The sequence below is a fragment of the Streptomyces sp. CA189 genome, assembly GCF_056428985.1.
Genome location: NZ_JBWJVM010000001.1, coordinates 227335 through 253613, shown reverse-complemented (window position 1 = coordinate 253613; position 26279 = coordinate 227335). Strand labels below are relative to the sequence as shown.

Annotated in this window: 25 protein-coding genes; 13 read left to right on the top strand and 12 right to left on the bottom strand. The window is 74.2% G+C overall.

Translation table 11 applies throughout. From position 1 onward, the window contains the following. Window positions 1-67 precede the first annotated feature (67 nt). Genes AC061S_RS01220 through AC061S_RS01210 form a run of 3 tightly spaced genes read left to right on the top strand, consistent with a single transcriptional unit; the run spans window position 68 to window position 2167 of the window. The gene (locus AC061S_RS01220; protein ID WP_478683895.1) at window positions 68-235 is read left to right on the top strand and encodes a hypothetical protein; all 168 of its coding nucleotides are present in this window, start codon (window positions 68-70) and stop codon (window positions 233-235) included. A gap of 18 nt (window positions 236-253) precedes the next feature. After that, window positions 254-1561, top strand: coding sequence for a cytosine deaminase (codA, locus tag AC061S_RS01215; protein WP_478683894.1), 1308 nt, complete (start codon window positions 254-256; stop codon window positions 1559-1561). 6 nt (window positions 1562-1567) lie between these two features. Continuing rightward, complete coding sequence (locus AC061S_RS01210) at window positions 1568-2167, top strand: HD domain-containing protein (RefSeq protein WP_478683893.1); 600 nt, start codon at window positions 1568-1570, stop codon at window positions 2165-2167. A gap of 76 nt (window positions 2168-2243) precedes the next feature. Here the strand turns inward: AC061S_RS01210 and AC061S_RS01205 are convergent, their stop codons facing one another. Both AC061S_RS01205 and AC061S_RS01200 read right to left on the bottom strand, forming a co-directional pair. Beyond that, complete coding sequence (locus AC061S_RS01205) at window positions 2244-2690, bottom strand: DoxX family membrane protein (protein WP_254385509.1); 447 nt, start codon at window positions 2688-2690, stop codon at window positions 2244-2246. Between the two features lie 111 nt (window positions 2691-2801). Further along, window positions 2802-3980: a molybdopterin-dependent oxidoreductase gene (locus AC061S_RS01200; protein WP_478683892.1), complete on the bottom strand. Its 1179-nt coding sequence runs from the start codon at window positions 3978-3980 to the stop codon at window positions 2802-2804. Between the two features lie 102 nt (window positions 3981-4082). Here AC061S_RS01200 and AC061S_RS01195 point away from each other — a divergent pair, with 102 nt between their 5' ends. Beyond that, the gene (locus AC061S_RS01195; RefSeq protein WP_478683891.1) at window positions 4083-4472 is read left to right on the top strand and encodes an SHOCT domain-containing protein; all 390 of its coding nucleotides are present in this window, start codon (window positions 4083-4085) and stop codon (window positions 4470-4472) included. A gap of 88 nt (window positions 4473-4560) precedes the next feature. Here the strand turns inward: AC061S_RS01195 and AC061S_RS01190 are convergent, their stop codons facing one another. Both AC061S_RS01190 and AC061S_RS01185 read right to left on the bottom strand, forming a co-directional pair. After that, window positions 4561-5283, bottom strand: a complete 723-nt coding sequence (locus tag AC061S_RS01190) for a sigma-70 family RNA polymerase sigma factor (RefSeq protein WP_478684085.1) — start codon at window positions 5281-5283, stop codon at window positions 4561-4563. Between the two features lie 306 nt (window positions 5284-5589). After that, window positions 5590-6330 carry a hypothetical protein gene (locus tag AC061S_RS01185; protein ID WP_478683890.1) on the bottom strand — a complete coding sequence of 247 codons (741 nt, stop codon included), beginning with the start codon at window positions 6328-6330 and terminating at the stop codon, window positions 5590-5592. A gap of 349 nt (window positions 6331-6679) precedes the next feature. On the opposite strand from AC061S_RS01185, the gene AC061S_RS01180 reads away from it, so the two are divergent. Together AC061S_RS01180 and AC061S_RS01175 are read left to right on the top strand one after the other, a co-directional pair. Continuing rightward, window positions 6680-7801: an MFS transporter gene (locus AC061S_RS01180; protein WP_478684084.1), complete on the top strand. Its 1122-nt coding sequence runs from the start codon at window positions 6680-6682 to the stop codon at window positions 7799-7801. A 66-nt stretch (window positions 7802-7867) separates the two neighbouring features. After that, a complete protein-coding gene (locus tag AC061S_RS01175) occupies window positions 7868-8956 on the top strand; it encodes a sugar ABC transporter permease (RefSeq protein ID WP_478683889.1) in 1089 nt (362 codons plus the stop codon). A gap of 84 nt (window positions 8957-9040) precedes the next feature. Here AC061S_RS01175 and AC061S_RS01170 read toward each other — a convergent pair whose 3' ends face one another. The 3 genes from AC061S_RS01170 to AC061S_RS01160 all read right to left on the bottom strand — a co-directional run bounded on the left by AC061S_RS01170 (window position 9041) and on the right by AC061S_RS01160 (window position 11603). Then, window positions 9041-9595 (bottom strand): DUF3291 domain-containing protein, encoded by a 555-nt coding sequence (locus AC061S_RS01170; RefSeq protein WP_478683888.1) that lies wholly within the window; start codon window positions 9593-9595, stop codon window positions 9041-9043. Between the two features lie 32 nt (window positions 9596-9627). Continuing rightward, window positions 9628-10308 (bottom strand): helix-turn-helix transcriptional regulator, encoded by a 681-nt coding sequence (locus tag AC061S_RS01165; RefSeq protein WP_478683887.1) that lies wholly within the window; start codon window positions 10306-10308, stop codon window positions 9628-9630. A 110-nt stretch (window positions 10309-10418) separates the two neighbouring features. Beyond that, a complete protein-coding gene (locus AC061S_RS01160) occupies window positions 10419-11603 on the bottom strand; it encodes an acyl-CoA dehydrogenase family protein (protein WP_478683886.1) in 1185 nt (394 codons plus the stop codon). 160 nt (window positions 11604-11763) lie between these two features. Here AC061S_RS01160 and AC061S_RS01155 point away from each other — a divergent pair, with 160 nt between their 5' ends. Continuing rightward, window positions 11764-13848, top strand: coding sequence for a CoA transferase (locus AC061S_RS01155; RefSeq protein WP_478683885.1), 2085 nt, complete (start codon window positions 11764-11766; stop codon window positions 13846-13848). Then, window positions 13845-15581 (top strand): class I adenylate-forming enzyme family protein, encoded by a 1737-nt coding sequence (locus AC061S_RS01150; protein WP_478683884.1) that lies wholly within the window; start codon window positions 13845-13847, stop codon window positions 15579-15581. Before AC061S_RS01155 ends, AC061S_RS01150 begins: the two co-directional genes overlap by 4 nt. Before the next feature lie 64 nt (window positions 15582-15645). Here AC061S_RS01150 and AC061S_RS01145 read toward each other — a convergent pair whose 3' ends face one another. The 3 genes from AC061S_RS01145 to AC061S_RS01135 are packed head-to-tail and all read right to left on the bottom strand — an operon-like array spanning window position 15646 to window position 17950. Further along, window positions 15646-16485 carry a substrate-binding domain-containing protein gene (locus tag AC061S_RS01145; protein WP_478683883.1) on the bottom strand — a complete coding sequence of 280 codons (840 nt, stop codon included), beginning with the start codon at window positions 16483-16485 and terminating at the stop codon, window positions 15646-15648. Further along, on the bottom strand, window positions 16440-17330 hold the full coding sequence (locus tag AC061S_RS01140) for a metal ABC transporter permease (protein ID WP_478683882.1): 891 nt from the start codon (window positions 17328-17330) through the stop codon (window positions 16440-16442). The genes AC061S_RS01145 and AC061S_RS01140 overlap by 46 nt, the downstream gene beginning before the upstream one ends. Then, window positions 17327-17950: a metal ABC transporter ATP-binding protein gene (locus tag AC061S_RS01135; RefSeq protein WP_478683881.1), complete on the bottom strand. Its 624-nt coding sequence runs from the start codon at window positions 17948-17950 to the stop codon at window positions 17327-17329. Before AC061S_RS01135 ends, AC061S_RS01140 begins: the two co-directional genes overlap by 4 nt. 267 nt (window positions 17951-18217) lie before the next feature. Between AC061S_RS01135 and AC061S_RS01130 the strand changes: the two genes are divergently transcribed. The 5 genes from AC061S_RS01130 (at window position 18218) to AC061S_RS01110 (ending at window position 23906) form a co-directional block, all read left to right on the top strand. Continuing rightward, complete coding sequence (locus AC061S_RS01130; protein WP_478683880.1) at window positions 18218-19711, top strand: vanadium-dependent haloperoxidase; 1494 nt, start codon at window positions 18218-18220, stop codon at window positions 19709-19711. Between the two features lie 247 nt (window positions 19712-19958). Beyond that, window positions 19959-20534 carry a DM13 domain-containing protein gene (locus AC061S_RS01125; RefSeq protein WP_478684083.1) on the top strand — a complete coding sequence of 192 codons (576 nt, stop codon included), beginning with the start codon at window positions 19959-19961 and terminating at the stop codon, window positions 20532-20534. A 93-nt stretch (window positions 20535-20627) separates the two neighbouring features. Beyond that, entirely contained in the window at window positions 20628-21680 is a 1053-nt protein-coding gene (locus AC061S_RS01120) for a PucR family transcriptional regulator (RefSeq protein WP_478683879.1), read from the top strand. Between the two features lie 125 nt (window positions 21681-21805). After that, window positions 21806-22315 (top strand): hypothetical protein, encoded by a 510-nt coding sequence (locus AC061S_RS01115; protein ID WP_478683878.1) that lies wholly within the window; start codon window positions 21806-21808, stop codon window positions 22313-22315. Between the two features lie 67 nt (window positions 22316-22382). Continuing rightward, window positions 22383-23906, top strand: a complete 1524-nt coding sequence (locus AC061S_RS01110) for a flotillin family protein (RefSeq protein ID WP_478683877.1) — start codon at window positions 22383-22385, stop codon at window positions 23904-23906. A gap of 124 nt (window positions 23907-24030) precedes the next feature. Here AC061S_RS01110 and AC061S_RS01105 read toward each other — a convergent pair whose 3' ends face one another. Both AC061S_RS01105 and AC061S_RS01100 read right to left on the bottom strand, forming a co-directional pair. Then, window positions 24031-24987, bottom strand: a complete 957-nt coding sequence (locus AC061S_RS01105) for a sigma-70 family RNA polymerase sigma factor (protein ID WP_478683876.1) — start codon at window positions 24985-24987, stop codon at window positions 24031-24033. A gap of 18 nt (window positions 24988-25005) precedes the next feature. Beyond that, a complete protein-coding gene (locus AC061S_RS01100) occupies window positions 25006-26238 on the bottom strand; it encodes an NAD(P)/FAD-dependent oxidoreductase (protein WP_478683875.1) in 1233 nt (410 codons plus the stop codon). Window positions 26239-26279 lie beyond the last annotated feature (41 nt).

The following is a 26279-nucleotide window of genomic DNA, read 5'->3' as shown; positions in this document are numbered from 1 at the left end:
CCGAACGGGCGCAGGGTGGTGTGCGTACGCGGTCCCGCGTACGAGCCCGTGTAGAGGAGTGGCGGTCATGGCGAAGAAGGCACGTACCGGCAAGCCGGCCCACCAGGATTCAGAGCGTGCGATGGCGAAGAACACGGCGGCCGAGGCGCGCGCCAAGGCCGCCGTCCGCGATGTGCAGTCGGTCGCCGCGAAGACCCGCGGCATGCAGCAGAAGTCCCAGGCCAAGCGAGGTTGAGCCCCGTAGGCTGACGCGATGCGGATGATCGTCCGGGGTGCCCGGCTGCTGCACGGCGAAGGCCTGCACGACGTCGAGGTCGCGGAGGACGGGCGGATCGCGCGCGTGCTCCCGTACGACGACCAGAAGGAGCCGCCGGCGACGGGGGTGCTGATCGAGGCGCACGGCGGCCTGCTCAGCGCGCCCTTCGTCGAGCCGCACATCCACCTGGACACGGCCCTGACGGCCGGAGACCCGCGCCCCAACGTCTCGGGGACCCTCTGGGAGGGCATCGCCTGCTGGAGCGAGCGCAAGAAGACCCTGACCCGCGAGGACGTGATCGCGCGGGCCACCGAGGTGCTGCGCTGGCAGGCGGCGCAGGGCGTCCTGCACGTGCGCACGCACTGCGATGTCACCGACCCGGCGCTGACCGCGCTCGACGCGCTGCTGGAGGTGCGCGACCGGGTCCGGGACGTGATGACCCTGCAGATCGTCGCCTTCCCGCAGGAGGGCATCGTCTCCTTCCCCGGCGGCGAGGCGCTGCTGCGCGAGGCGGTCCGGCGCGGGGCCGACGTCGTCGGCGCGATCCCGCACTTCGAGGACACCCGGGAGGACGGGGTGGCCTCGCTGGCCGTCGCCTTCCGGCTCGCCGAGGAGCAGGGACTGCGGGTGGACGCGCACTGCGACGAGATCGACGACGAACAGTCGCGTTTCGTGGAGGTGCTGGCCGCGCACGCCCTGCGCTCGGGGCTGCGCGGGCACGTGACGGCCTCGCACACGACGGCGATGGGCTCCTACAACGGTGCGTACAGCTTCAAACTCCAGCGCCTGCTGTCGCGTTCCGGGATCAACCTCGTCTCGAACCCCTTCGCCAACCTCAACCTCCAGGGCCGCTTCGACGCCTACCCCAAGCGGCGCGGCCTCACCCAGGTCAAGGAGATGCTGGCGGCGGGGGTGAACGTGGCCTTCGGCCACGACGACGTGATGGACCCCTGGAACGCGCTCGGCACCGGAAACCCGCTGCAGACCGCCCTCGTGGGGATCTACGCCGCCCAGCTCACGGGAGCGGACGAGATCCCGGTGGCCTTCGAGATGGTGACGGAGCGCGCGGCGCGCGTCCTGGGCCTGTCGCCCTCGGAGTACGGGGTCCGCCAGGGCGCCCCGGCCTCCTTCGTGCTGCTGCCGGCCGAATCGCCCACCGAGGCCGTCCGCCGCCAGGTCCGCCCCCGCTACGTCGTCTCGCGCGGCACCGTCCTCGCCGAGACCCCGGCGGCTCCGGCCCGCCTGCTGGCCTGGCCGGGGGAGGAGGGGCCCTCGGAGGTGGACTTCGTCCCCCGCCTACGCTGACCGTCCATGACCCTTGTGACATGGACTCTTGACACTCCGTCGGCCCGCGCCGCGCTGGAGGTCGCCTCCGAGTACACGGACGCGGCGCTGTTGCACCACTCCGTCCGGTCGTACGCCTTCGGGGCCGAGTACGCGGACCGGCACGGGCTCTCGTACGACCGCGAACTCTTCTACGTCAGCGCGCTGGTGCACGATCTCGGGCTGACCGCGCCCTTCGACAGCCACACCCTGCCCTTCGAGGAGGCGGGCGGCCACGTCGCGCGCGTGCTGACGGCGGGGCTGGGCTGGCCGGCGGGGCGGCGGGCGCGGGCCGAGGAGATCATCGTGCGGCACATGCGCGAGGACGTCACGGCCGCCGAGGACGTGGAGAGCCACCTCCTCCAGATCGGTACGACCGCGGACGTCTCCGGGGTCGGCGTCGGCGACGCCGACCCCGTCTTCACGGCCGCGCTGCTCGCCGAGTATCCGCGTCTCGGCTTCGGCGACGCTTTCTTCGCGCTGGTCGCCGACCAGGCCGCGCGCAAGCCGCAGTGTGCGGCGGCGGCCTATGTGGCGAGCGGCGCGAAGGAGCGCATCGCGGCGAACCCGCTGGACCGGCGGGGCTGACGGGGCCGACGGGGCCGATAGGTCTGACGGGGCCGGCGGGCCCGGCGGGGCGGGGGTGTGGTGACCGGCCGCCGGGTCAGAAGAGCCCCAGCATGTTGTCCAGGGACCAGACCTGCCAGCCCATCGCGAAGAAGGCGACTCCGGAGATCAGGGCCATCATCAGGTTCTGCCCCTGCTCGCCCCAGTCGTGGATCATCAGGATCAGGTAGACCAGGTTGAGCAGCAGCCCGGCGAGCAGGGCTATCGGGGTCAGGAATCCGACGATGAGGCCCAGTCCCAGGGCCAGTTCGGCGTAGGCGACGAGGTAGGCCATGAAACGCGGATAGGGCTTCACGACGATGTCGAAGCCGCGCGTGACGAACCCCCAGCGGTGCTTCTCGGCCACGCCGGCCGCCCAGCGGATGCCGCCTCCGCCGAACCAGTCCTTCTTGTCCTTGTGCCGCCAGCTCTCCAGCCACCACAGCCCGAGCCCGATCCGCAGAACGGCGACCCATTCGGGCCCGCCGAGCCAGATGGTCTGCATCCTCGGTTCCTTCCCTCGTTCCCTCGCAATGATCTGACGATGTGTCAGTTTCGAGGGAAGGGGAGGCGTGTGGCAAGGGGTTGGCCGGTGGTGCGGCAAGGAGGTTGGGGCTCAACGGCATACGACGGAGACCGACTGCACCGTGTTGTTGCCGAAGCCCCCGCGGTTCCACGGCTGTTCGAGCGGCTGCGTGCGCCCCGAGGCGTCGGTGGCGCGGACCAGGAGGGTGTGGCGGCCCGGGACCGCCATCCAGTCGGCGTGCCAGCCCTGCCAGGCGTACGGGTGCCCGCCCCGCGGCAGCACCTCGGCGTCGGCCCAGGTGCCGCCCCCGCCGGCGCCCCCGTCGGTGCCCCCGTCGGTGTTCAACTCCACGCGCACGACCGGCCCGTAGCCCGACCAGGCGCGCCCGGCGAGCCGCAGGGGGCCGGGGCGGACCACCCGGGTGCGGGACATGAAGTCGGGGAATCCGGGCGGGATCAGCAGGGCGCGCGGGGCGATCCGGCTGACGGGATCGCCGGCCTCCTCGGCACTCTGCTTGTACCGGTAGGCCGTGGCCTGCTGGTAACCGCCGAACGCCGTGTCGACGAGCTCGATGTCGCGCAGCCATTTCACGTGTGCCATCCCGTACCAGCCCGGGACGATCAGGCGCAGCGGATGCCCGTGCTGCGGCGGCAGGGGCCCGCCGTTCATCGTGTGGGCCAGCAGCACGTCCTCGTCGACGGGGAGCGGCAGGCTGCGCCGGTAGTCCTGCTCGACGCCCCGCTCCACCCCGTGGTCGGCGCCCGTGAACACCGCCTCCACGGCGTCCGGAGCCACCCCGGCCTCCGCGAGCACCGCGCGCAGCGGCACTCCCGTCCAGTCGGCCGTCCCCACCGCCTCCACCAGCCAGGGCTGGCTGACCGGCCGCGGGGACAGCCGGGCCCGCCCGTTCCCGGCGCACTCCATGGTGACCCGGCGGGTCACGGAGGGCAGGGACCGGAGGTCGCGCAGGCCCAGCTCCAGGGGGGTCCGCAGGCGCCCGCGCACGCTGAGGCGCCAGGCGGGGGCGTCGGCGTCGGCGTCTGTGCCCGCGCCTGTGCCCGCGCCCGTGTCGGGGATGTCGTAGTGCACGAGTACGTAGTGCAGCCCGGCCGGGGTGACCTCGTACCGCATGGCCTCCAGCGGGAGGCCGTGGTTGCGCGCGGCGAGCGCGAGCTCGTCCTGGCCGATGCCCTCCTCGGGGCCGGCGATCCGGCCCGGGGGGCTGATCCCGCCGAGGGGGCGCTCCTCCATGGGCGCGTGGTCCCGCATGGCCTCATGGTCCCGCGGTGAGGGCGGACCGGCTACTCCGCGTGCGGATCACTCAATCAGACGGTATGAATTGATCTGTCCCTTATGTGATCGGAGTGACGCGTGGACGACTATCCACTGCTCAACCTGTTCTGGACCATGCTCTGGCTCTTCCTGTGGGTCATGTGGTTCTTCCTGCTGTTCAAGGTGATCACTGACATCTTCAGGGACCACGAGCTGCACGGCTGGGGCAAGGCCGGCTGGCTCATCCTGGTGCTTCTGCTGCCCTACATCGGCGTCTTCGTCTACCTCATCGTCCGCGGCCGGAGCATGGGCCAGCGGGACGTGAAGCAGGCGAAGGAGCAGGAACAGGCCTTCCAGGACTACGTCCAGAAGGCGGCGGGCCCCCGCCACAGCCCGGCGGAGGAGCTCGCGAAGCTGTCCTCCCTCAAGGAGAAGGGCGACCTGACGCAGGAGGAGTTCAACAAGGCGAAGGACAAGCTCCTGACCTGAGGGCTCTGCTCGCTCCCGAGCGGGGGCCGGACCGCGCGAGTGCGCTCTGGCTCCCGCTCGGCGTTCCGGCCCCCGCTCGGCGTTCCGGTCAGGCCGCGGCCGCTACCGGGTCGGCGTCCTTCAGCAGGTCGATCAGGGACGAGCGGGCGCGTGCCACGCGGGACCGGACGGTGCCGATCGGGCAGCCGAGCATGAGGGCCGCCTCCGCGTACGGGAGGCCCCTGAGCTGGGTGAGGACGAAGACCTCGCGGCGTTCGGCGGGGATCGCCGCCAGGAGCTCCGCGAGCGCGACGCCGTCCTCGAAGCCGGGTACGCCGCGCGGCTGGCTCTGCTCGGCCGCGGTCTGCCAGTCGTCTCTGTCGGCGATCTTGGGGCGGGCCGCCTTGTGGCGCAGGCTGTCCACCACGGTGCGCCGCGCGATGGAGAGCAGCCAGGTGCGGGCGGAGGAGCGGCCCTCGAAGCGGTGGAGGCTGCCGAGGGCGCGCAGGAAGGTCTCCTGGGTCAGGTCCTCGGCGGACTGCGGGTCGCCGCTGAGGTAGGCGACGTAGCGGCGCACGTCGCGGTGCAGGGCGCGTACGAACTGGTCCACGGCTGCGGGGTCGCCGTCGCGGGCGGCCAGTGCGAGGAGGGTGACGGCCTCGTCGGGGCCGGCGGCGCGGCGGGTGGGCGTGGCGGGGGTGGTGGGAGCGGGGGGGGGGGGGGGGGGGGGGGGGGGGGGGGGGGGGGGGGGGGGGGGGGGGGGGGGGTGGGGGGGGGGGTGGTCACGAGGGTGAGTCGGGCAGTGGTCATCGACTGGTGTCCTTCTGGGAATCCGGCCGGATTCGATGCCGCGTCGAGCGTCGCGGGGGTCGCGTGGGTCGCGGGGTGTGCCGACAGCGCGGTGCGAGGTGCGTGGGGTAACGGGGGTGACCGAAGTGACCACCGTGACGCCGAAGTGACCGCGATACCGCACTGCCTGGCGCGCCCGGAGAGCTCGGAGAGCCCGCGCTGCCTGCGGCGATCGCGGGCATCGAGAGGGGCCGGGGAACGGGTGGTACGGCCTGCCGGACGGCATGACCGATGCCCGAGGCGCGGTACGGACGGGTGCTGGGTCCGTGGCGCGTCGGGGAGCCGGCTGTCAGATGACAGCGATCCCGTGAGGCGGACCCCGTGAGGTGAGGGCGTCGGCGAGCAGCAGCCTGCGGGGCGTCCGGACCCGGTGGTTCCGGGCACGGCGGACGCGGGGCCGGTGCGCGGGCGCGGGGAGCCGGAAGAGCAGCCGCAGCGGTACGAGGAAGCGGGCGGCGACGGCGCGCAGGACGCGGAAGGCGCCGCGTTCTCCGTACGCGAGCCAGAGGCCGCAGACGAGCGCGGCCAGCAGGTGCCCCGCGAGCATGCCTGCCGGTGACATGGAAGCCATGGCGTGCTCGGCCGGCATCGGCACGGCCGCCGCCATCGACGCGGAACCGTCGGCCATCCCGTGCGTGCCGTGCGTTCCGTGCGCCCCGGCCGACCCGTGCGGAGCCGCCTGCGGGCGGAGCGCGGACGGGGCGCAGAGCAGGTACTGCGCCCAGCGGAGGCCCAGGGAGGCCAAGGAGCTGTCCGATTCCTGCGGCCGCGCTGCCGCGGCCTGGGCGAGCGAGAACCCGCCGTGCAGGGCGGCTTGGACGCCGACGGTCGCGGAGACGACCGCTGCGAGACCGCGCTCCCGCCCGGCGAGGAACCAGCCGGTCGCCGAGGTCGCGGCGAACGCCGCGGCCATCCCCCACCAGGGGACGGAGGTTCCCGACATGAGGATGTGCCCGAGGGCCGAGAGCAGCACGCAGGTGGCCGCGAACATCGCGGCCCGTACGGCTCGGCAACATCGACCCGGCGTCATGGCGTGGCCATCGTTGCACCGGCCCGGCGGGGGCGACAGATGGCATCAGGTTTTCCGGTCGTCCGAAAATCGACGTTGCGTGTGTGGCGTACGCCACAACAGGCCGCGGGAACCCGGGTGTTCATGGGCCCGACTCCTGTCACGGACTGAAGGCCGAGGGGCAAGGGGCCGTAGGCCCGGCGGCCGACGACGGGAACGGGGTGGGCGAGCGGTGGTGGACCGGAGCATGTCGGCGAAGCCGCCGGGAGGGCTGGGAGGGCCTGAAGCGCCGGAAGCTCCGAGGGCGGCCGAGGGCTTGGCGGGCGGTGGTCGTCTGACGGGTGGTCTGACGGCCCTCCTCACCGGAGCCATGGCCTTCTCGATGCTCCAGCTCTTCCTTCTCGGCGCCCTCGGCCCCCGCCTGGTGGGGGAGTTGGGGGTCTCGCCCGCCGTGCTCGGCTGGACCACGACGGTCGGCTTCGGTACGGCGGCCGTGCTGTCGCCGCTCGGCGGCAGGCTGGTGGACCGGATCGGGCCGCGTCGTTCCCTCGTACTCCTGCTGTCGGTGTCCGCTGCGGCGCTCGCGCTGATCGGCGCCGCGCCCGGCCCCGGGTTCCTGCTCGCCGCCGTCGCGCTGGGCGGACTGCCCCAGGCCCTGGCCAATCCGGCGACCAACAAGGCGATCCTCGCCGCCGTGCCCCCCGGCCGTCGCGGGCCGGTGACCGGCATGAAGCAGTCGGGCGTCCAGCTGGGCGCCTTCGCCGCCGGACTGCCCCTCACGGCGCTGGCCGGCGGGGTCGGCTGGCGCGGGGCGGTGTGGACGGCCGCCGCCACCGCCGCACTGGCGGCGCTGTGGGCGCTGCGCGCCCTGCCCGCCGATCCGCAGGCTCCTCCGGCCGGACCCCGCGCCTCCCTCGTCCCGCGTGGTGCCATCGCCTGGCTGGCGGTGTTCTCCCTGTTCCTGGGCTGCGGGATCGCCTCGGTCAACACGTACGTGGCCCTCTTCGGCGCACAGCGGCTCGGCATGGGCCCCACCGCGGCCGGCGCGCTGGTCGCGGTGCTCGGCGTCGCGGGCATCGCAGGGCGGGTCGGCTGGTCGAGGGCGGCCCGTCCGGGGCGCGCCGAGTGGCTGCCGGGAGGCCTCGCGGCAGGCGCGGTGGGGGCGGCCGTCCTGCTGGTCGCGGCGTCGACCGCACGTCCGCTGGTCTGGGTGGCCGCAGTGGCCGTCGGGGTGTTCGCGGTATCGGCCAACGCCGTCTCGATGGTCCTGGTGATGCAGCGCTCCGCACCCGGCCGGGCCGGTCAGGACTCCGCCCTGGTGGCCGCCGGCTTCTTCACCGGCTTCGCCGTCGGCCCCCTCCTCTTCGGCCCCCTCGCGAACGCCGGCCGTTACGGGACGGGCTGGCTGCTGGTGGCGGCCGAGTTCGGCGCGGCTTGTGCGGTGGGGACGACGTGGGCGGTGCGGGTGCGGCGGAGGGGCGTGCCGGGGTGAAAGACGGTTGAAGAAGGTCGAGTTGGCGGTGTGCCGGTGACCGGTGGGCGAGTCGGGGGTGTGCGGGTGGCTGGGTGGGCGGAGCGGGCCCTGGCGGAGGCGCTCGACCAGGTGGCCGTCACGGAGGCCGAGACCAAGGACCGGTTCCCGTTGTACGCGGACCCGGACACGGGGCGTTGGACGACAACCGGCCGGGGTTCCTGGGCCGGTGGCTTCTGGGCCGGGCTGCTGTGGCTGCGGGCCCGGCACACGGGCGCCGAAGGGGACAGGGCCGCCGCCTCCGCCTGCACCGGGCGGCTGGCCGGCTGGGTGGACGCCGACACCTCCACGCGCGGACTGATCCTCTGGTACGGGACCGCCCTGGCCGCCGAGGACACCGGGGCGCGGGAGCTGCGCACGCGGGCGGCCGCAGCCTGCTCGGCGGCGATGGACGGGGAACTCGGGGTGCTGCCCTGGGGATCGGCCTTCGGCGGTCCCCGCCTGCTGGCCCGGGTGGACGGCCTGCCGGGCACGATCCCGCTGCTCGCCATGGTCGACCCGGCGGCCGCGGCCTCGCACCTCCACCGCCACCTGGCCCTCTGCCTCCCCGCAGCCCCGTCCGGGGCGCTCCCCGGCTCCGGGGCGGAGGTCTGCCGCGCCCGCGACCTCGTACCGGCCTGGTCCCATGAGGCGGAGACGGGCTGGCTGGCGTGCGCGGAGCCGGCGCCGGGCTGGAGCCGGGGACCGGCTTGGCTGCTGCTCGCGCTGGCCGACGTACTGCACCGTCCGGCGGTCGCCGCGTGCCTGCCGGGGCACCCGCGGGCACTGGCGGAGCACCTGGCCGCCGCGTGGACCGGGCCGGGCACGCCCCTCGTACCGCCGGCGAACGCGTCACGCCCCGACGGCCCTCCGGACACCTCCGCCGCAGCCGTCACAGCCGTCGCGCTGCTGAAGCTCTCCCTGCTTCCCGGCCCCCGGGCCGCCCGGTACGCGCACCGCGCGGCGGAGATCCTGGAACACCTGGTCGACGACCACCTTTCCCAGGGGCGGCTGCTGAACGGCTGCTACGACGCGGACAAGGGAATCGCCGTCCGCCACGAACTGGTCTGGGGCGACTTCTTCCTGGCCCTGGGCCTGGCCGAACTCACCGGCCTGGCAGACGTCCGCACCGTCTGACGGCCCGCGTCGACCACGACGGCAGTCGGGGTCGGACAGCACGGAGTCCAGCGCCGTCGCCCCGGCGGGCAGGGCGTCCCCGCTTCAGACCGCCGCCGAGTCCCCGGCGGGCGTCGGCCGCGCGCTCCGGGCGGCCTGCTCGGGCCGCGCCGGCTCCGCGGCCCGAAGGTGCTCGGCGGCCTCGGCGGCGGTGTAGGAGGAGGCGAAGGTGAACGCGCGCGGGGACGGCCCGTGCGCCCGTAGGTCCGCCAGCCGCTCCAGGGCCTCGCCGACGGTCGGGAGGTGTCCGGCGGGGACCCACCAGAGCGCCATGTGCGCCTCGACGTGCCGCTGGAACCATTCGCGGCGCCGCCGCATCACCTCCAGGTGCCCGCTGCGGTAGGCGAAGTCCCACAGAGCCTCCTGGGTCTCCCACACCGACAGGTTGACGATGACGTTCTCGCCGGCCGGGCGCAGGCTGGTGGCGTCGGCCGCTCCCTCCTCCACGAGCCGCCACACGAAGCCGGGCGCGCCGTCGGCGGCGGAGTTGACCGGGTCGAGCATCTCGATGAAGGGCGCCATGCGCGGGTCGTCGAACGGGTGGCGGAGCGTGGAGACGTTGAGCTGGGCGAGGTGGGCGGCATGCGGGGATGCGGTCATGGCCTCATCCCAGCACGACCGCCGTTTCTATGTCAATGATCATTGTTTTTAGAAGTCTCGACCACCACACAGCACTCGCCCGGCCGGGCGTCCATGCGGGCGCGAACGGGGCCGTCCAAACCGAGCAGCCCCTCCAGTAGCGCGAGGTTCATGCCGCAGACGAGCGGCGGGAAGCGTTCGGCGACTGCATGGAAGGGGCAGTTGCGCATGCGGACGACGCGTGCGGCTTCCCCGGTCGCGTCCTCGTTGTCTTCCAGGTGCGGTTCGTAGCCGCGGCCGGCCAGCGTCTCCATCGCCTCTTCGAGGCCTCCGCAGGGCGCCGCCGAGCCGCGCAGGGCCTCGCCCCGGCGGCGCGCGGCCGCGCAGAGCCCGGCGTCCAGCCCCGCTTGCTCGGCGGCCTCGGCGAGCAGCTCGGCGGCCGTGCGGTAGTCGCGGGCGGGCAGCGACACCGACAGCTCGACCCGGGCCCGCGTGTACACCTTGGCGGGACGGCCCGCCCCCGGCCCCGAACGGCCTGTCAGGCGCCGGCTGCCGCTCTCCAGCAGCCCGGCCTCGGCCAGCCGGTCCAGATGGTGCGCGGCAAGCGTGCGCGCCACCCCGGCCGCCTCGGCTGCCTCGTTGCGCCCGACCTCACGGCCCTGCGCCACCACGTACTCGTACAGGCGGCGCCGCACCGGATCCTGCAGCACCGCGATCACATCGATGTCCTCCACGTGACCATTCTAGGAACAACGCAGGTTGGAGATAGAAAGGCGGAAATCCGCCCTGCCCTGCCCTGCCCTGGCGTGGACGCGGGCCCCGCCAACGCACCAGCCCCCCACCCCTACCTCCCGTACCCCCCCAACACCCTCCGGGCCACCCCCGTGATGTGCAGTTCGTCCGGCCCGTCGAGGATTCGGGCCGTGCGGGCGGTGCGGTAGAGGGCGGGTAGGGGGGTGTCGGGGCCGAGGCCGGTTGCGCCGTGGATCTGGATGGCCGCGTCGGTCACCTGCTGGAGCATGCGGGCGGCGGCCACCTTGGCCAGGCCCACCTCCACGTGTGCGTCCCGCCCGGCGCTGAGGGCGGCCACGGCCTCGTGGACGAGCGGCCGGGTGGTGCGCAGTGCCAGGAGCGACTCGAAGACGTGGCTCTGCACGAGCTGGTGGCCGCCGAGCGGACCGCGTGATCCGGTACGGGAGTTCACGCGCGCGCACATGAGGTCGAACGCGCGCTGCGCCTGGCCGAGCCAGCGCAGACAGCGCAGGGTGCGGCCCAGCTGGAGCCGTTCCCCGGCGATGGCGAGGGCCCGGCCGCGGTCGCCGAGGAGGTGGTCGGCGTCCACGCGCACCCGGTCGAACTCGATCTCCCACTGCCCGGACGCGCCCAGCACCGGCAGCTCCCGTACCACCCGGAAGCCCGGAGCCGAGGTGGGGACGACCAGCAGCGACAGCCCCGTACGGTCCCCGGGCCGTCCGTCGGTGCGGGCCAGGACGGTGACCAGATCGGCCCCGGCGGCGTGCGAGGTGAACCACTTGCGGCCGCTCACGGTCCAGCTCCCGTCCGCCTCCTCCACCGCGTGCGTGGAGGTGACGTACGGGTCGGTGCCCGGGGTCTCCGGGTCGGTCATGGCGTAGCAGGCCCGCAGCTCGCCGGACGTCAGCCGGCGCGGGTACAGCGCGCGCACCCGGTCGCCGCCGTGCCGCCACAGCATCGTCGCGTCCAGCAGCGGCGCGGATCCCAGCGCGGCCGGTCCGTGGTCGCTCGCCCCCTCGGCCTCGGCGAGCCGTGCGTAGCGCGCCAGATCCAGTCCCTGGCCGCCGAGTTCTTCGGGGAGCGGCAGCGCCCACAGGCCCGCCTCCTTCGCGCCGGTCTGGAGCTCCCGCAGGGCCGCGGCGGCGGCGGGGCCGCCTGCGTCCAGTACGGGCTCGCGGGGCATCACCCGGTCTCGTACGAAATCCGCCACCCGGTCCCTCAACTCCGCGTCCGGACCCGCAGGTTCGTCCGCCGTGCGCCCTCCGCTCTCCGTCACTCGCTTCTCCACACTTTCCTCCAGCCCGCCGGGAACCCGTGGGAACGGCAGTCCGACTGCCTCCCCGTGGAACTGGTCGGGCGGGCCCGCCCCTTGGTTCCCCACGTACGGGATCACCTGCGGCACCGGCCGACCGCCGGGCCGGGAGAAGAGGAGAGGCATGGCGTCACCCGCCGTCACCCAGACCGCTCGGCCGCTCGACGGGCTGCGTTTCACCACCTCGGGACCGACCGCGCTCACCGGCCCGGTGGCCGAGCACCTGAGGCTGCTGGGAGCCGTCGCCGCGGATACCGGGCAGGCCGCGGATACCGGGCAGGCCTCAGGCCCGGGGCCGGCCGCGGGGGGCGACACCGGCGCGGCCCGCGTCACCTTGGCGGACGCCGCCTTCGGGCGCGACCCCGGCCACGGCACCGGGCGCGACCCCGGCCACGGCACCGGGCGCGACCCCGGCCCCGGCCCCGGGCGCGACCCCGGCCACGGCACCGGGCGCGACCCCGGCCCCGGCCCCGGGCGCGACCCCGGCCCCGGCCCCGGCCACGCGTCCCGGACCGGCCTGCCCGCCCGGGCGACCGCCACCATCGCCTGGTCGGCAGCCCCCGCCATCACCGACGAGGCCACCGCCCAAGCCGCGACCGGCATCATGGCCGTGCACGGCCGCCGCCACGGCCTGCCGCGGGGGCTCGCCGTCGACTACGCCACCGCCGCGACGGCCGTCCTCACCACGCAGGGGCTGCTCGCCGCCCTGCTGGCCCGGGCCAGGGGGTGCGAGGGCGCCGCCGCGCAGCCGCACACCTACGTGGACCGGGCCGGGCTGCTGGCCGTGTCCCAGTACCTCGCCGCGAGCGGCGCCGATGAGGGCGAAGCCGCCGAACTGGCGCCGGGCGGGCCGCCCTTCACCGCGGCCGACGGCACGCTCTTCGAGCTGGAGACCCTGGATCCGGGTGCCTGGGCCGGGTTCTGGCGGGCTCTGGAGGCCCCCTCCGACGCGGTACGGGCCGGGTGGCGGCCCTTCCAGTTCCGGTACGCCACCGCGTGCGCCCCCTTCCCCGAGGCGCTGCACGCCACCACCCGGGCCCACGGCTGGCAGCGGATCCGCGACGCGGCGGCGGCCTCGGGGGCCGAGGTCTGCCGGCTGCGGACCCTGGCCGAGCGGGCCGCCGAACACGACGGAGCCGCCCCCTGGACCCTGGCCCCGTACGGCCCGGGCGGCCTCGCCCCGTACGGCCCGGGCAGCCGTGCCCCCTACGACCGTGCCCGCTACGACCGTGCCCGCTACGACCGTGCCCGCCCGAAAGCGGCACCCCCGGCACCCCCCGCCCCCCTGGCCGGCCTGACCGTCCTGGAGGCCGGCCGCCGCGTCCAGGCCCCCCTCGCCGCCCATCTGCTCGGACTGCTCGGCGCCGAGGTGATCCGGATCGAGCCGCCGGGCGGCGACCCGCTGCGCGGTATGCCGCCCGCCTGCTCGGGAGTCTCCGCCCGCTGGCTGGCCCTGAACCGGGGCAAGCGTGCCGTGGAGATCGACATCAAGTCGCCCGGTGACCGGCTGCGGCTGGCCGAGCTGGCGGCCGGAGCCGACGTGTTCCTGCACAACTGGGCTCCGGGGAAGGCGGCCGAGCTGGGCCTGGACTCCGCCGACCTCGCACGGGCGAACCCCGCGCTCGTGTACGCGTACACCGGCGGCTGGGGCACGGGCCGGATCGCCGACCCGCCGATGGGCACGGACTTCATGGTCCAGGCCCGCACCGGCGTCGGCGAAGCCGCCCGTCCCGAGGGCGAGGCGCCCGCGCCCTCCCTGATGACCCTGCTCGACGTGCTGGGCGGGCTGCTCGGCGCCGAGGCCGTCCTCGCGGGGCTGCTGCTGCGCGAGCGCACCGGGCGGGGGGTCCGCGTCGACTCCTCGCTGCTCGGCGCCGCCGACCTGCTCACCGCCCCGGCCCTGCTCCGCGCCCGGCGCGGGGAGCCCGGCCGCCGGCCGGCGGGCTTCCGTACGCCCCTGCGCACCGCCGACGGCTGGATCGCCCCGGCCGACGCGGACGCCGGCGCCTGCGCCGCGGAAGCCCGCGCCCACGGCTTCGCGGAGCTGTCCACCGACGACGCCCTACGAGCCCTGCGCACGCGCGGCCTCGCCGCCACCGCCGTCACCACCGACCTCGCCGATCTGCACCACGACCCGCGCTTCGCCGGCTCGATCAGCCGCGACGCGCACGGTGCCCCCGCCGTTCCCGACCCCTGGAGCTTCGTATGACCGTCGCACTGCACGATCTGCTGCCCGTGGGCCTGCGCCGCTCGTGGGCGGTCGACGGAACCTGCCCCGACCTCGACCTCTACAGCCTCTTCCGGGCCCGCCAGATCGCCGATCTGCACCACACCGCGGTCATCGACGCCAAGGGCAAGCTCTGCTACACCGCGCTCGACCGCAAGGTGCGATGTCTGGCCACCGGCCTCGCGGAGCTCGGCGTACGGCCCGGCGACGTGGTCGGCGTCCAACTCCCCAACGGCCGCAACGCGGTCATCGCGGACCTGGCCCTGGCCGCCCTCGGAGCGGTGGCCCTGCCCTTCCCCGTGGGCCGGGGCGGCCAGGAGGCCCGCTGTCTGCTGCGCCGCGCCGAGGCCGTGGCGGTGATCGCCGCCGTGGAGCACCGGGGCCAGCGGCACGCCGCCGAACTGCGGGACCTGGTCCCCGAACTGCCCGCGCTGCGCCATGTCATCGCGGTCGGAGGACCGGCGGGAACAGGCTCCAGCCGATCACAACCTGAAGGAACGATTCGGCTCGCGGATCTGCTGCGCTCCGACCCGGCCGCCTTCGTACCCGCCCGGCCCCACCCCGACAGCGCCGCCCGCATCCTGGTGTCCTCGGGCTCGGAGGCGGAGCCGAAGATGATCGCGTACTCCCACAACGCCCTCGCCGGCGGCCGCGGCAACTTCCTCGCGTCGCTGATGCCCGACGGGACGCCGCCGCGCTGCCTGTTCCTCGTACCGCTCGCGTCCGCCTTCGGCTCCAGCGGCACCGCGGTCACCCTCGCCCGGCACGGCGGAACCCTGATCGTCCTCGACCACTTCACGCCGGAGGCGGCCCTCGCGGCGGTGCGCGAGCACCGGCCCACCCACGTCCTCGGGGTGCCCACGATGATCCGCATGATGCTCGACCGCCTGGAGGCGGAGGCGGAGGCGTCCGGGGCCGGCGAGACCCAGCCCCTCCCCGCCCCCGTCGCCCTGATCCTCGGCGGCGCCCCCCTCGACGAGACCACGGCCGAGAGCGCGAGCCGCGCCTTCGGCTGCCCGGTGGTCAACCTCTACGGCTCGGCCGACGGGGTCAACTGCCACACCGGACTGGGCGCGGCGGTCCCGGAGTCCGAGGGCACGGGGATCGCCGCCGGCCGCCCCGACCCCCGGGTCGCCGACATCCGCATCACCGACACCGAGACGCACGAGCGGCTCCCCGACGGGGCGATCGGGGAGATCATCGCGTGCGGCCCCATGACCCCCATGTGCTACGTCGCCTCCCCGGACCTGGACGCCCGGTACCGCACGCCCGAGGGCTGGGTCCGTACCGGCGACCTCGGCTTCATCGACGCGGACGGGGTCCTCCACGTCGTCGGCCGCCTCAAGGACATCGTCATCCGCGGCGGCTCCAACATCAGCCCCGCCGAGGTGGAACGGGAGCTCTCCTCCCACCCCCTCCTCCGCGACGTCGTCTGCGTCGGAGTCCCGGACGAGGTCATGGGCGAGCGCCTCGCCGCCTGCGTCGTGCCCCGGGGCGCGCAGCCCCCCACGCTCGACTCCCTGTCCGGACACCTCACGCTCCGGGGCCTCGACCTCCGCAAGCACCCCGAGCGCCTGCTGCTGATGGCGGAGCTCCCGCTCACCCCGGCCGGCAAACCCGACCGTGCGGCGCTGCGGGCCCGGCTGGCGAACGGGGCCTCCGGCCCGGAAACCGCCGCCCCGACCGTCAACGAGCCCGCCGCGGTGGCCGCGTAGACGAAGGCGGGGCGGCCCCCAGAGGGACCGCCCCGCCCGTACCGCGGTGTGCCGCTGCTCCGCCCTACCGTGCGGCCGGCGCCTTGCCCATGGCCTTCTTCAGCTCGGCCCCCGCGTTGCGGTAGACCGGCAGCAAATCCAGATCGTTGCCCGGGTAGTTGACGATCGCCACTTGCAGCGCGCCGGAGTCGGGCAGGACGGTCCCGGTCGACATGTGGGCGTTGTCCAGTACCAGCGCCGGCTTCTTCGCCGACAGCTCGGCCAGCTGCGCCGGGGTCACCGCCTCGGGGCCGTAGGTGCCCACCGTGGTGGCGCCCGCCAGCTTCGCGGACCAGGCGGTGAACACCTGGCTCACGACCGACGGGCTCTTCCCGCCGGGCCAGGCGGCCTGGACGTCCTTCGCGACCCGCCCGTACTCGGCGTCGAAGTCGGCCGTCCACTTCGCGGCGGCGGCCTGCGTGCCGAACAGCACGCCCAGCCGGGCGACTTCGGCCTTGACCTTGTCGGCGTCGTTGTCGAGGTTCACCTCCACCAACTCCGCCTTCGAACCGGCGGCCTCCTTGATCTTCGCGGCGTACGGCTCGAACGGCGCGTACAGCACGAAGTCGGCCCCGGCGACGGCGGCGAGGTCGGAGGGCTTGGGGTCGTAGTCCGGCGCGTGGTGCACGGACTGTGGCACGATCACCTTGACGTCCTGCGCGCCGGCGGCCTTGGCGAAGGCGCCCTCCCAGGTGGTGGTCACGACGACGACAGGCTTGCCGCCCTTGGCGGAGTCACCACCACGACCGCTGTCGCCGGTGTCGCCGTCGCTGTCGCCGCAGCCGGTCACCAGGGCCAGTGCCAGGCCCAGCGCCGTGCTCAGTGCGAGGAGGGAAGTGCTGCGGACGCGGGTTCGCGACGCCATGAGCTGATTCTCCGTTCGGGTACGAGGTGCACCGCGAGGACGAGCGCCCCCGCGGTCAGGACGAGTACGGGCCCGGGGGGCCAGTCCAGCCGGAGGGCGATGAGGAAGCCGGTCAGGTTCACGAAGACGCCGATGGCCACCGCCCACCCGGTGATCGATTTCAGCGAGGTGCCCAGCCGGCGCGCGGCCAGGGCGGGCAGCAGGGTCAGGGCGTCGACGAGCAGGGCGCCGGTGAGCTTGATGGCCCCGGCGACCGCGACCGCGACGAGCACGAGCAGCACGGTGGTCAGCGCCCGTACCGGCACGCCCGAACACTGCGCGAGCTCGCGGTCGTACAGCAGCAGCGCCACCTCGCGCCGCCGCCACCAGAACAGGCCGGGCACGAGGACGGCCAGCACCCCGAGCACCACGAGATCGGCGCCGCCGACGGACAGGATCGAGCCCCACAGCAGCGCGAACGCGCCCGAGGCGTTCACCCCCGAGACCGCGAGGAGCAGCAGCGCGGCGGCGATCGCCAGGCTCATCAGCAGCCCCATCGCCCCGGACAGCCCGTCCGGGGTCCGGGCCAGCGGTGCGACCCCGGCTCCGGCCAGCGCGCAGGCCACCAGCGCGCACAGCATGGGGTCCAGCCCGGTGAGCAGCCCGACGGCGATGCCCAGCAGTGCGACGTGCATCATCGCGAAGCGCACCGGCATGATGTCCAGCCCGACGATGACCACCCCGATCACGGGCAGCCCGACGGCGGCGAGCAGCAGGGCGAAGCCCGCCCTCTGTACGGGGGCCAGTTGCAGCAGGGTGCCGAGGTCGGCGCTCGCGAGGGAGGCGGCCGCGAGGGTGGCGCTCACCGGACCTCCCGCAGCCGGCCGGCGGCCATCTCCAGGACCCGGTCGCAGCGTTCCGCGAGCGCCCGGTCGTGCGTGACGACGACGAGCGTCACGGGCAGCGCGGCCAGGACGTCGGCGGCCTCGTCCTGCCCGGCGAAGTCCAGTGCGGCGGTCGGCTCGTCGGCGAGCAGTACGCCGGCCCCCGCGGCCACGCAGCCGATCGCCCGGGCCAGGTACATCCGCTGCAACTGCCCGCCGGACAGGGTGTGCAGTGGCCGCCCGACGAGCGGCCCCACCCCCAGCCGGTCGGCGGCCTCGGCGGCCGCGCGGGGGTCCCCGCCGCTGGCGAGGAGTTCGCCGCCGAGCAGCGGGAAGCGTCCGGCAGCGAGCTTCTGCGGGATCCACGCGCACGCCCGCCGTCGCCAGGCCGGGTCTCCATCGCGCCCGCCGACCAGGATCTTCCCGCTGACCTGCGGGTGCAGTCCGAGCACGGCGCGCAGCAGGGTGGTCTTGCCCGATCCGTTGGTGCCGGTCAGCGCGACGCGCTCGCCGGCGGCGATCTCCAGGTCGACGCCGGCCACGGCCTCGACCCGCCCGTGCCGGCAGCCCACCCCCTCCATGCGCACGTCCAGCCCGCCCATTCCACGCCCTTCCGCTGTCACCGGCCCCGTCTCTGTGTGGAGTTGGTCGGCCGAAAGGGGCCCGCGGTTCCAGCGATCCGCGATCTGTCGGCTCAGGGCGGGCACGGGGGTTGGCGCACGGGCGGGTTCGCGCCGTCCAGCCGGGCGGGACCGGCCATTCCGCGCGGGCGTTCCCTTTTCTACAAGCGTCCCGGCCCACCACGGGCCATGATCGCGCCGCCACCTCCCGTGGTGATCAACAGGCCTGTGATCAAAGGGAGTCGAGCCATGCCCGCGAACGTCCGCACCCCTCGCCGTACCCTGCGCCGTACCCTGCGCCCCACCCTGCGCCGCGCCACGCGCCGGACCGCGCTCTGGCGCCGCGCCCTGGCGACCGCCGTCGTCCTGGCCGCGACCGGAACCGTCCTGGCCGCCGCCCCGCAGCCCGCCCAGGCCGCGCTGCCGGCGCAGTCGATAGCGGACCCCGTGCACTACTGGAACGACGTGCTGCAGAACGTCTTCCGCCGGGTCGGCGGCGGGCCCGTCCCGATGGCCCGCGCCGCCGCGATGATGAACGCCGCGATCTACGACGCGGAGTCCTCGTACCAGCTGAAGTGGAAGGGCAAGATCACTTCGGAGCCGTACATCCAGGCGGTGAGCTACCTGGGCTGGGCGGAGGGCCCGGACGAGGAGGAGCGCGTCATCGGCCGTACCGCCTACAACATCCTCCTCGGCCTCTACGGCAACAAGCAGAGCCGCTACGCGGACCAGACGCAGTACCTCGACTCGCGCTTCCGCGAGCGATTCGGCACCGAGCCCACCGCCGGAGACTTCCTCGACCTCTCCGTGGTCGGCACCATGGTCAAGCAGATGACGGACGCCCGCACCGGCGACGGCTCCGACAACCCCCAGGTCTACGTGGGGGACAACAAGCCGGGCGCCTGGCGGCCGACGAGCTACCCGGACATGCCCGACGCCTCCTGCGACGAGGACAGCGACGCGATCAGCCCGTTCTACGGCCAGGTCAAGCCGTTCTCGCTGACCTCCGGCTCCCAGTTCCGCCCCACCACCCTGGCCCAGTACGGCTCGTACGAGGCCCTGGTGGCGAGCGACGAGTACAAGCGGCAGGTCGAGGCGGTCCGGACGGCGGGCGCCGACAAGCCGACGGCGGCCACCCCGGTGATCAACCGGACCCCGGACCAGCTCGCCGCGGCCTGGTTCTGGGCCAACGACAACAACGGCACCTACAAGCCGCCGGGTCACATGCTCCAGGCCACCCGCGAGGTCGCCAGGGCCCGCGGCCTCGGAGTCTACGCGAACGCCCGACTCTTCGCCCTCGTCTCCCTCGCCATGGCCGACACCGGAATCGCCGTCCGCGACGCCAAGTTCGCCACGCCCATCGACCTGTGGCGGCCCGTCTCGGGGGTCCGCGAGGGCGGCCTCGACCCCCAGTGGAAGCCGCTGCTGAAGAGCCCGACGGGCGTCAACGTCAGCCCCTGCTTCCCCGCGTACGTCTCCGGCCACGCCTCCTTCGGCGGCGCCTGGGCCGGGGTCATGAAGCGCTACTTCGGCAGCGACGACATCTCGTTCGACCTCACCACCGACGAACCGCAGGCCCCGGTCAAGACCCGCCACTTCACCAGCTTCAGCGCGGCCGGAAAGGAGGACGCCGACAGCCGCATCTGGCTCGGCGTCCACTACCCGTGGGACGCCACGGACGGCCTCGTCCTGGGCGAGAAGATCGCGAACCAGGTCTTCAGCACCAAGCTCCGCACCCTCTGACCCGACCCGACCCGACCCGACCCGACCTGACCGGTACGGCCGCCCCGGCCGGATGACGTAAGCCTTTCGTCATCCGGCCGGGGCTGGTCCCGGCCGGCGCCCGCGCGTTGAATGCCCATGACGGCCGGACGGCCGGACGCGAGGAAGGGCAAGACGAGTGACGCAGAACCCGACACCGGACCAGCCGCAGAACCCGGCGCAGAACCCGGCGCAGCACCCGGCCAGGCGCCGAGGAGTACGCCGGCTCCTGCCCTTCCTCGCCCTCCCGGCGGCCCTTCTGCTGGGCCTGGGCCTGTACTGGTTCCAGCCGTGGAAGCTCTGGCAGGACGCGACGGTCAACGAGTCCCTCCCGGCGGCGGCCCCCTCCGCCGCCCGCTCGCTCGCGGCCCCGGCCCCCGCGGCCCCGGCCCCCGCGGCCCCGGCCCCCGGGGCCCCGGCCCCGGCGGCGCCGGACACCGCGGCCGCCCCGCGGACCCTCGCCCAGGGCGCGCTGATCAGCCACGAGCACACCACCACGGGCACCGCGAAGCTCATCCGGCTCCCGGACGGCTCCCACACCCTGCGCCTGGAGAACCTCGACACCAGCAACGGCCCGGACCTGCGGGTCTGGCTGACGGACGCCCCGGTGAAGGAGGGCACGGCCGGCTGGCGGGTGTTCGACGACGGCAGGTACGTCAGCCTGGGCAAGCTCAAGGGCAACAAGGGCGACCAGAACTACGCGATCCCGGCCGACGTGAACCCGTCCGACTACACCAGCATCACCATCTGGTGCGACCGCTTCGACGTCTCCTTCGGCGCGGCGGCCCTGACCACGCCCGTCTGACCCCGCGGCGGCCCCGATGCCGCCTCCCGCCGTGACACCCTGGTCCCCGTACCAAGGACGCGCCCCGGGCGCGTCGGGATCGGGGGGAACACCGTGGGGGGACCGCGAGCGCCGGAGAACCATCTGTCCGGGTACGCCGACGTGCTCGTGGACGCCTGCGTCACGGGCCGCCGGCTGACCCGCGCGGAGCTGGAGTCGCGTCGCGCGCAAGGGGAACGGGCGGCGGAGGCCGGGCTGCCGCTCCGCGCCCTGATACGTGATCACCTGGCCGCGGCGCAGCTCGTACGGCCCCTCCCTGCATCCGGCCCGCTCCTGTCGGCCGTGGAGCAGGCGGTGGACGCCTTCGTCGAGGGCTACGAGCGCGCCCAGCACCAGGCCGTCCGCCAGGAGGAGGCGGCCCGCCGGGAGTTCATCGACGACCTGCTCTACGGGGGCAGCGACCTGGGCCGGCTGGCGGAGCGCGCCGGGCGCTTCGGGCTGCGCCTCTCGCAGTCGCACGGGGTCGCCGTGGCCACCGGCCCCGAGCCGTACGGGGACGGCTACCCCATGGCGCGCGGGATCGAGTCGGCGGTCCTCGCCCGGTTCCCGGGCCGGCAGATCCTGCTGACCACGAAGGACGGCCGGCTGATCTGCGTGGCCCCCGGGGACCAGCCCGAGGTCCTGGAGTACTTCGCGAAGCGCGCGCACGCGGCCACCGACGGCGGCCGGGTCGGGATCGGCCGCTCGCACCCGGGCGCGGGCGGGGTCGCCCACTCCTACGAGGAGGCCCTCAACGCACTCGACCTCGCCCGGCGGATGGACCTGGACGGCCCGGTGCTGCACGCCGCCGACCTGCTCGTCTTCCCGGTGCTGACCCGGGACCGGCAGGCCATGGCCGATCTGGTCGAGATCATGCTCGGCCCCCTCCGCACCTCCCGCGGCGGCGCCCGGCCGCTCCTGGACACGCTCACCGCGTACTTCGACAGCGGCTGCGTCTCCACCGAGGCGGCCCGGCGCCTCTCGCTCAGCGTGCGCGCGCTGACGTACCGGCTGGACCGCATCCACACCCTCACCCGGGCCGACCCGGCCGACCCGCTGAACCGCTACACGCTCCAGACCGCGGTGATCGGCGCCCGCCTGCTGGGCTGGCCGGACGGCGACGCATGACCTGTGCGCGCCCGTGCGTTAAAGAGGCGTAAAGATTGCCGACGGCAGGCAATGCGCGGAGCGCGCCCCCGGTGGCACGATGCCGGTGTCCGGCGGAAAACGCCACGCGGGCGGGGGGTGTGCTCATGAGCTTGTTTCTTGGTCTCGGCATCGCGGGGATCGTGCTGCTGGCCCTCGCCCTGGTCCTCGACGGCGTGCTGGAAGGCGTCTTCGACGGTGCGCTCGACGGACTGTTCGACGGCTGGCTGTCCCTTCCGGTGCTCGCGGGCTTCGTTTCGATGCTCGGGTTCACCGGGGCGATCGTGCTCGGGACCACGGGGTTCGGGCCGGGCCCGGCCACCGCCGCGGGCGCCCTCGCGGGGGCCTGCGCGGGCTGGGCCACGTACCGCCTGAGCAGCACCCTGGCGGGAGACCGCAGCGGGGCCGCCCCGCGCCACGACGACCTCCTCGGCTCCACCGGGACCGTGGTCACCGCGATCCCGGAGTCCGGCTACGGCGAGGTCCTCCTGCGCCTGGCCGGGCAGCCGGTGAAGTACGCGGCGACCGCCGAGGTCCCGCTGGCCCGTGGCGCGGAGGTGTGGGTGACCGCGACTCCGTCGCCCACTTCCGTCAGCGTCCGCCCCGTCGAGCACTGAAGTACCCGGCCCGTCCAGTCAGTCCATCATCGATCTGCCCCCACGGGGGAGGCAGGGGGGATCCGCCATGAGTTCAGTCGTCACCGCGGTCGTCGGAGTCGTCGTACTCCTCGTCCTGCTCGCCCTGGTCGTCGTCACGCGCTACAAGGTGGCGGGGCCCAGCCAGGCGTTCATCATCACCGGCCGGCGCGGCAAGAGGTCCACCGACCCGGAGACGGGACGGATATCGACCGACAACAGCGGCCAGAAGGTCGTGGTCGGCGGCGGAGTCTTCGTCGTCCCGTTCGTGCAGCAGCGCTACACCCTCGACCTGTCGAGCCGTCACATCCCGGTCGCCGTCCGCGGCGCGGTCACCCTGCGCGGCATCAAGGCGAACCTCGAAGGTGTCGCGATCGTCAAGGTCGGCGGCAACGAGGACGCCATCCGCGCCGCGGCCCAGCGCTTCCTCCAGCAGCAGGACGGCATCGTCGGCTTCACGCAGGAAGTCCTGTCCGGCGCCCTGCGCGCCATCGTCGGGCGGATGTCGGTGGAGGACATCATCCGCGACCGTGCCGCCTTCGCGGGGCAGGTCGCCGAGGAGGCGGAGGCCAGCCTGTCCGGGCAGGGCCTGGTCCTGGACGCCTTCCAGATCCAGGACATCACCACCGAGGGCTCCTACCTCGAAGACCTCGGCCGTCCCGAGGCCGCCCGCGCCAAGCAGGAAGCCGACATCGCCGAGGCAAACTCCCGCCGGGCCGCCGAGCAGGCCCGCCTGAAGGCGGAGGAGGAGATCGCGGTCGCCGAGCGCACCCTGTACCTGCGCCAGGCGGAGATCAAGGCCGAGACCGACGCGGCCGCGGCCCAGGCCAACGCCGCCGGCCCGCTCGCCGAGGCCGACCGCCAGCAGCAGATCCTCGCCGAGCAGGAGAAGGTCGCCGAGCGCCAGGCCGCCCTGACCGACCGCCAGCTCGACACCCAGGTCCGCAAGCCCGCCGACGCCCGCCGCTACGAGGCCGAGCAGGAGGCGGAAGCCAAGCGGGTGGCCCGCGTCAAGCAGGCCGAAGCCGAGCGCCTCGCGGCGATCGCCGCCGCCCAGGGCGAGGCCGAGCGGGCCCGCCTCACGGGTGAGGGCGAGAAGCAGCGCCGCTCCGCACTGGCCGAGGCCGAGGCCATCGAGGGCGCCAAGCGCGGTGAGGCCGAGCGCGCCCGCCGTGCCGCGATCGCGGAAGCCGTACGCCTGGAAGGCGACGCGGAGGCCGCGGCCATCCTGGCCAGGGGTTCGGCCGAGGCGGAGGCCATGCAGAAGAAGGCGGAGGCCTTCGAGAGGTACGGTGACGCGGCCGTGATCCAGATGATGGTCGAGGCGCTTCCGCAGGTCGTGGCCAAGGCCGCCGAACCCCTCGCCGCCATCGACAAGCTGACCGTCATCTCCACCGACGGCGCGAGCAAGCTCTCCCGCACCGTCACCGACAACGTCGCCCAGGGCATGGAACTGCTCAGCTCCACCACCGGAGTCGACCTGGCCCAGCTCCTCAAGGGGCTCACCACCCCGACGTCCCCGTCCGCTCCCGAGAAGGCCGCGTCCAACGGGAAGATCGAGATCCAGGGCTGACCTCGCGCACGCCCCTCGCGCACCACGCCGCCGACGGCACCCGGCTCTGCTCGCGCCGGGCGCCGTCGGCGCCGTCGCGCGACCGGTGTCACGCGACCGGGGCGTGGTGTGACCGGGGCGTCGGTCACCACTCGCTGATGAGCGCCGTGTCCGGTTCGTGCTGCCGCCAGGCTTCGGTGAGGCGGACGAGGCGGGCGGGCGCGGCGATGCCGCGCAGGGCTGAGATCTTGTCTTCGGTGACGTCGAACGTCACGGCGCCCAAGACCTGGTCGCCGAGGACGAAGAGGACGGCGGGGGCGCCGTTGACGACCGCGTAGTGGATGGCGGGCGCGCCGCCGGCGAGGCGCCGCTTCGCGGGCGTGGCCTTGAAGCCGCCCCGCATGACGGCGGCGACGCGCTGCGGAGTGTCGTACCGCAGCAGCTTCTCCGCCAGGCCGGCACCGTCGGAGAGCGCGATCACGTCGTCGGTGAGCAGCGCCACCAGCCGTTCGGTGCGGCCCGAGGTGGCGGCGGTCAGGAACTCCTCGATGATCCTGCGGGCGGCCGCCGGGTCGACTTCGCCGCCGCCGCGGCGGCGCGCGGTGGTGATGCGGGTCCGGGCCCGGTGGAGGTGCTGCTGGCTCGCGGACTCGGTGACGTCGAGGATCTCGGCGATCTCGGCGTGGCCGTAGGAGAACGCCTCGCGCAGGATGTAGACGGCCCGCTCGACGGGTGACAGGCGCTCCATGACGGTCAGCATGGCCAGGGAGACCGACTCGCGCTGCTCGAAGGTGTCGGCCGGGCCGAGCATCGGGTCGCCGTCGAGGAGCAGTTCGGGGAACCAGGCACCGGCGGTGCGTTCGCGGCGGGCCTGTGCCGAGCGGAGCCGGTCGAGGCACAGGTTGGTGACGACCTTGGTCAGCCAGGCCTCCGGCACCTCGATCTGCTGCCGGTCGGCGGCCTGCCAGTGCAAGAACGCGTCCTGTACGGCGTCTTGGGCGTCGGCGGCGGAACCCAGCAGGCGGTACGCCAGCGAGGCCAGCCGGTTCCGGCTGGCCTCGAACCGGCTGGTGTCGAAGCGGTTAACGCCGATGCTGTCCATGCGGGCCACCCTAGGCGGCTACGCGACCGCCTTCTCGGCGGGGGCGGCCGGCGCGTCCGGGACCGCGTTCTCGGTGGCCGCACCGGACGCGGCGGCGGCCAAGTGGCGCTTGCGCGTGGGCAGTCCGAAGGTCGGGTGGGAGTTGGTCCACAGCGACATCCTGAGGATCCCCGACTTGATCCGCGCGGCCTTGCGGCCGCCCATGTACTTCGGCTTCGCCTGCGCTTGGCCGTCGACCAGTTGCAGGATCCCGTCCTGCCGCCCGAGGCTGATGTGGTTGCCCGGGTAGTCCAGCTTGACGTGTCCGATCTTGCTGCCGGTCAGGGCTCCCACGATGGCCTTCATGGCCTGCATGCCGGTGAAGCCGGCCGAGGCGCAGGACATCGGCAGCGGGAGGCCGTTCTCGCCGATCGTGAAGACGCTGTCGCCGGCGGCGTAGACGTTCGGGTGCGAGAGCGAGCGCATGGTGCGGTCGACGAGGATCCGGCCGTTCTCGGTGACGTCCAGCCCGGCGGCCGCCGCGATGGGGTTGACCGCGAACCCGGCCGTCCACGCGGTCGCGTCGGACGCCAGGACGGTGCCGTCGGCGCACCGCACCCGCGCCGCCTCGACGGCTTCGACGCTCGTGTGCTCCAGGACGGTGATGCCCAGCCGGTCGCAGGCCCGGCGCAGGTGGCCGCGGGCTCCGGCGGAGAGCGGGGCGCCGAGCTCGCCGCGGGCGACCAGTGCCACCGACAGGCCGGGCCGGGATTCGGCGATCTCGGTGGCGGCCTCGATCCCGGTCAGCCCGTCTCCGACGACCACCACGTTCCCCCCTTCCCGCAGGCTGTCCAGCCGCTCGCGCAGGCGCAGCGCCGAGGGCCGGGTGGCGACGTCGAAGGCGTGCTCGGCCACTCCGGGGACACCGCGGTCGTCACCGTGGCTGCCGAGGGCGTAGAGCAGAGTGTCGTAGCCGAGCTCGTCGGCGCCGCCGTCGGCGTCGGCCACGGCGACGACCTGGCGCTCGGGGTCGACGCCGGTGACCCGGGCCACGCGCAGCCGTATCGCCGTGCCCGCGAAGATGTCGGCGAGCTTCTGGGTTTCGATCTCCTGGCCGGCGGCGACCTGGTGCAGCCGCAGCCGCTCGACGAAGTCCGGCACGGCGTTGACGACGGTGATCTCGGTGTCGGCCGGGGACAGCCGGCGGGCCAGGTTGCCGGCCACGTAGGTCCCGGCGTATCCGGCGCCGAGGACGACGATGCGGTGCTTCATGTGATGCTCCTGTCGGTTCGCTGGGCTCTCGGTGACTTGAG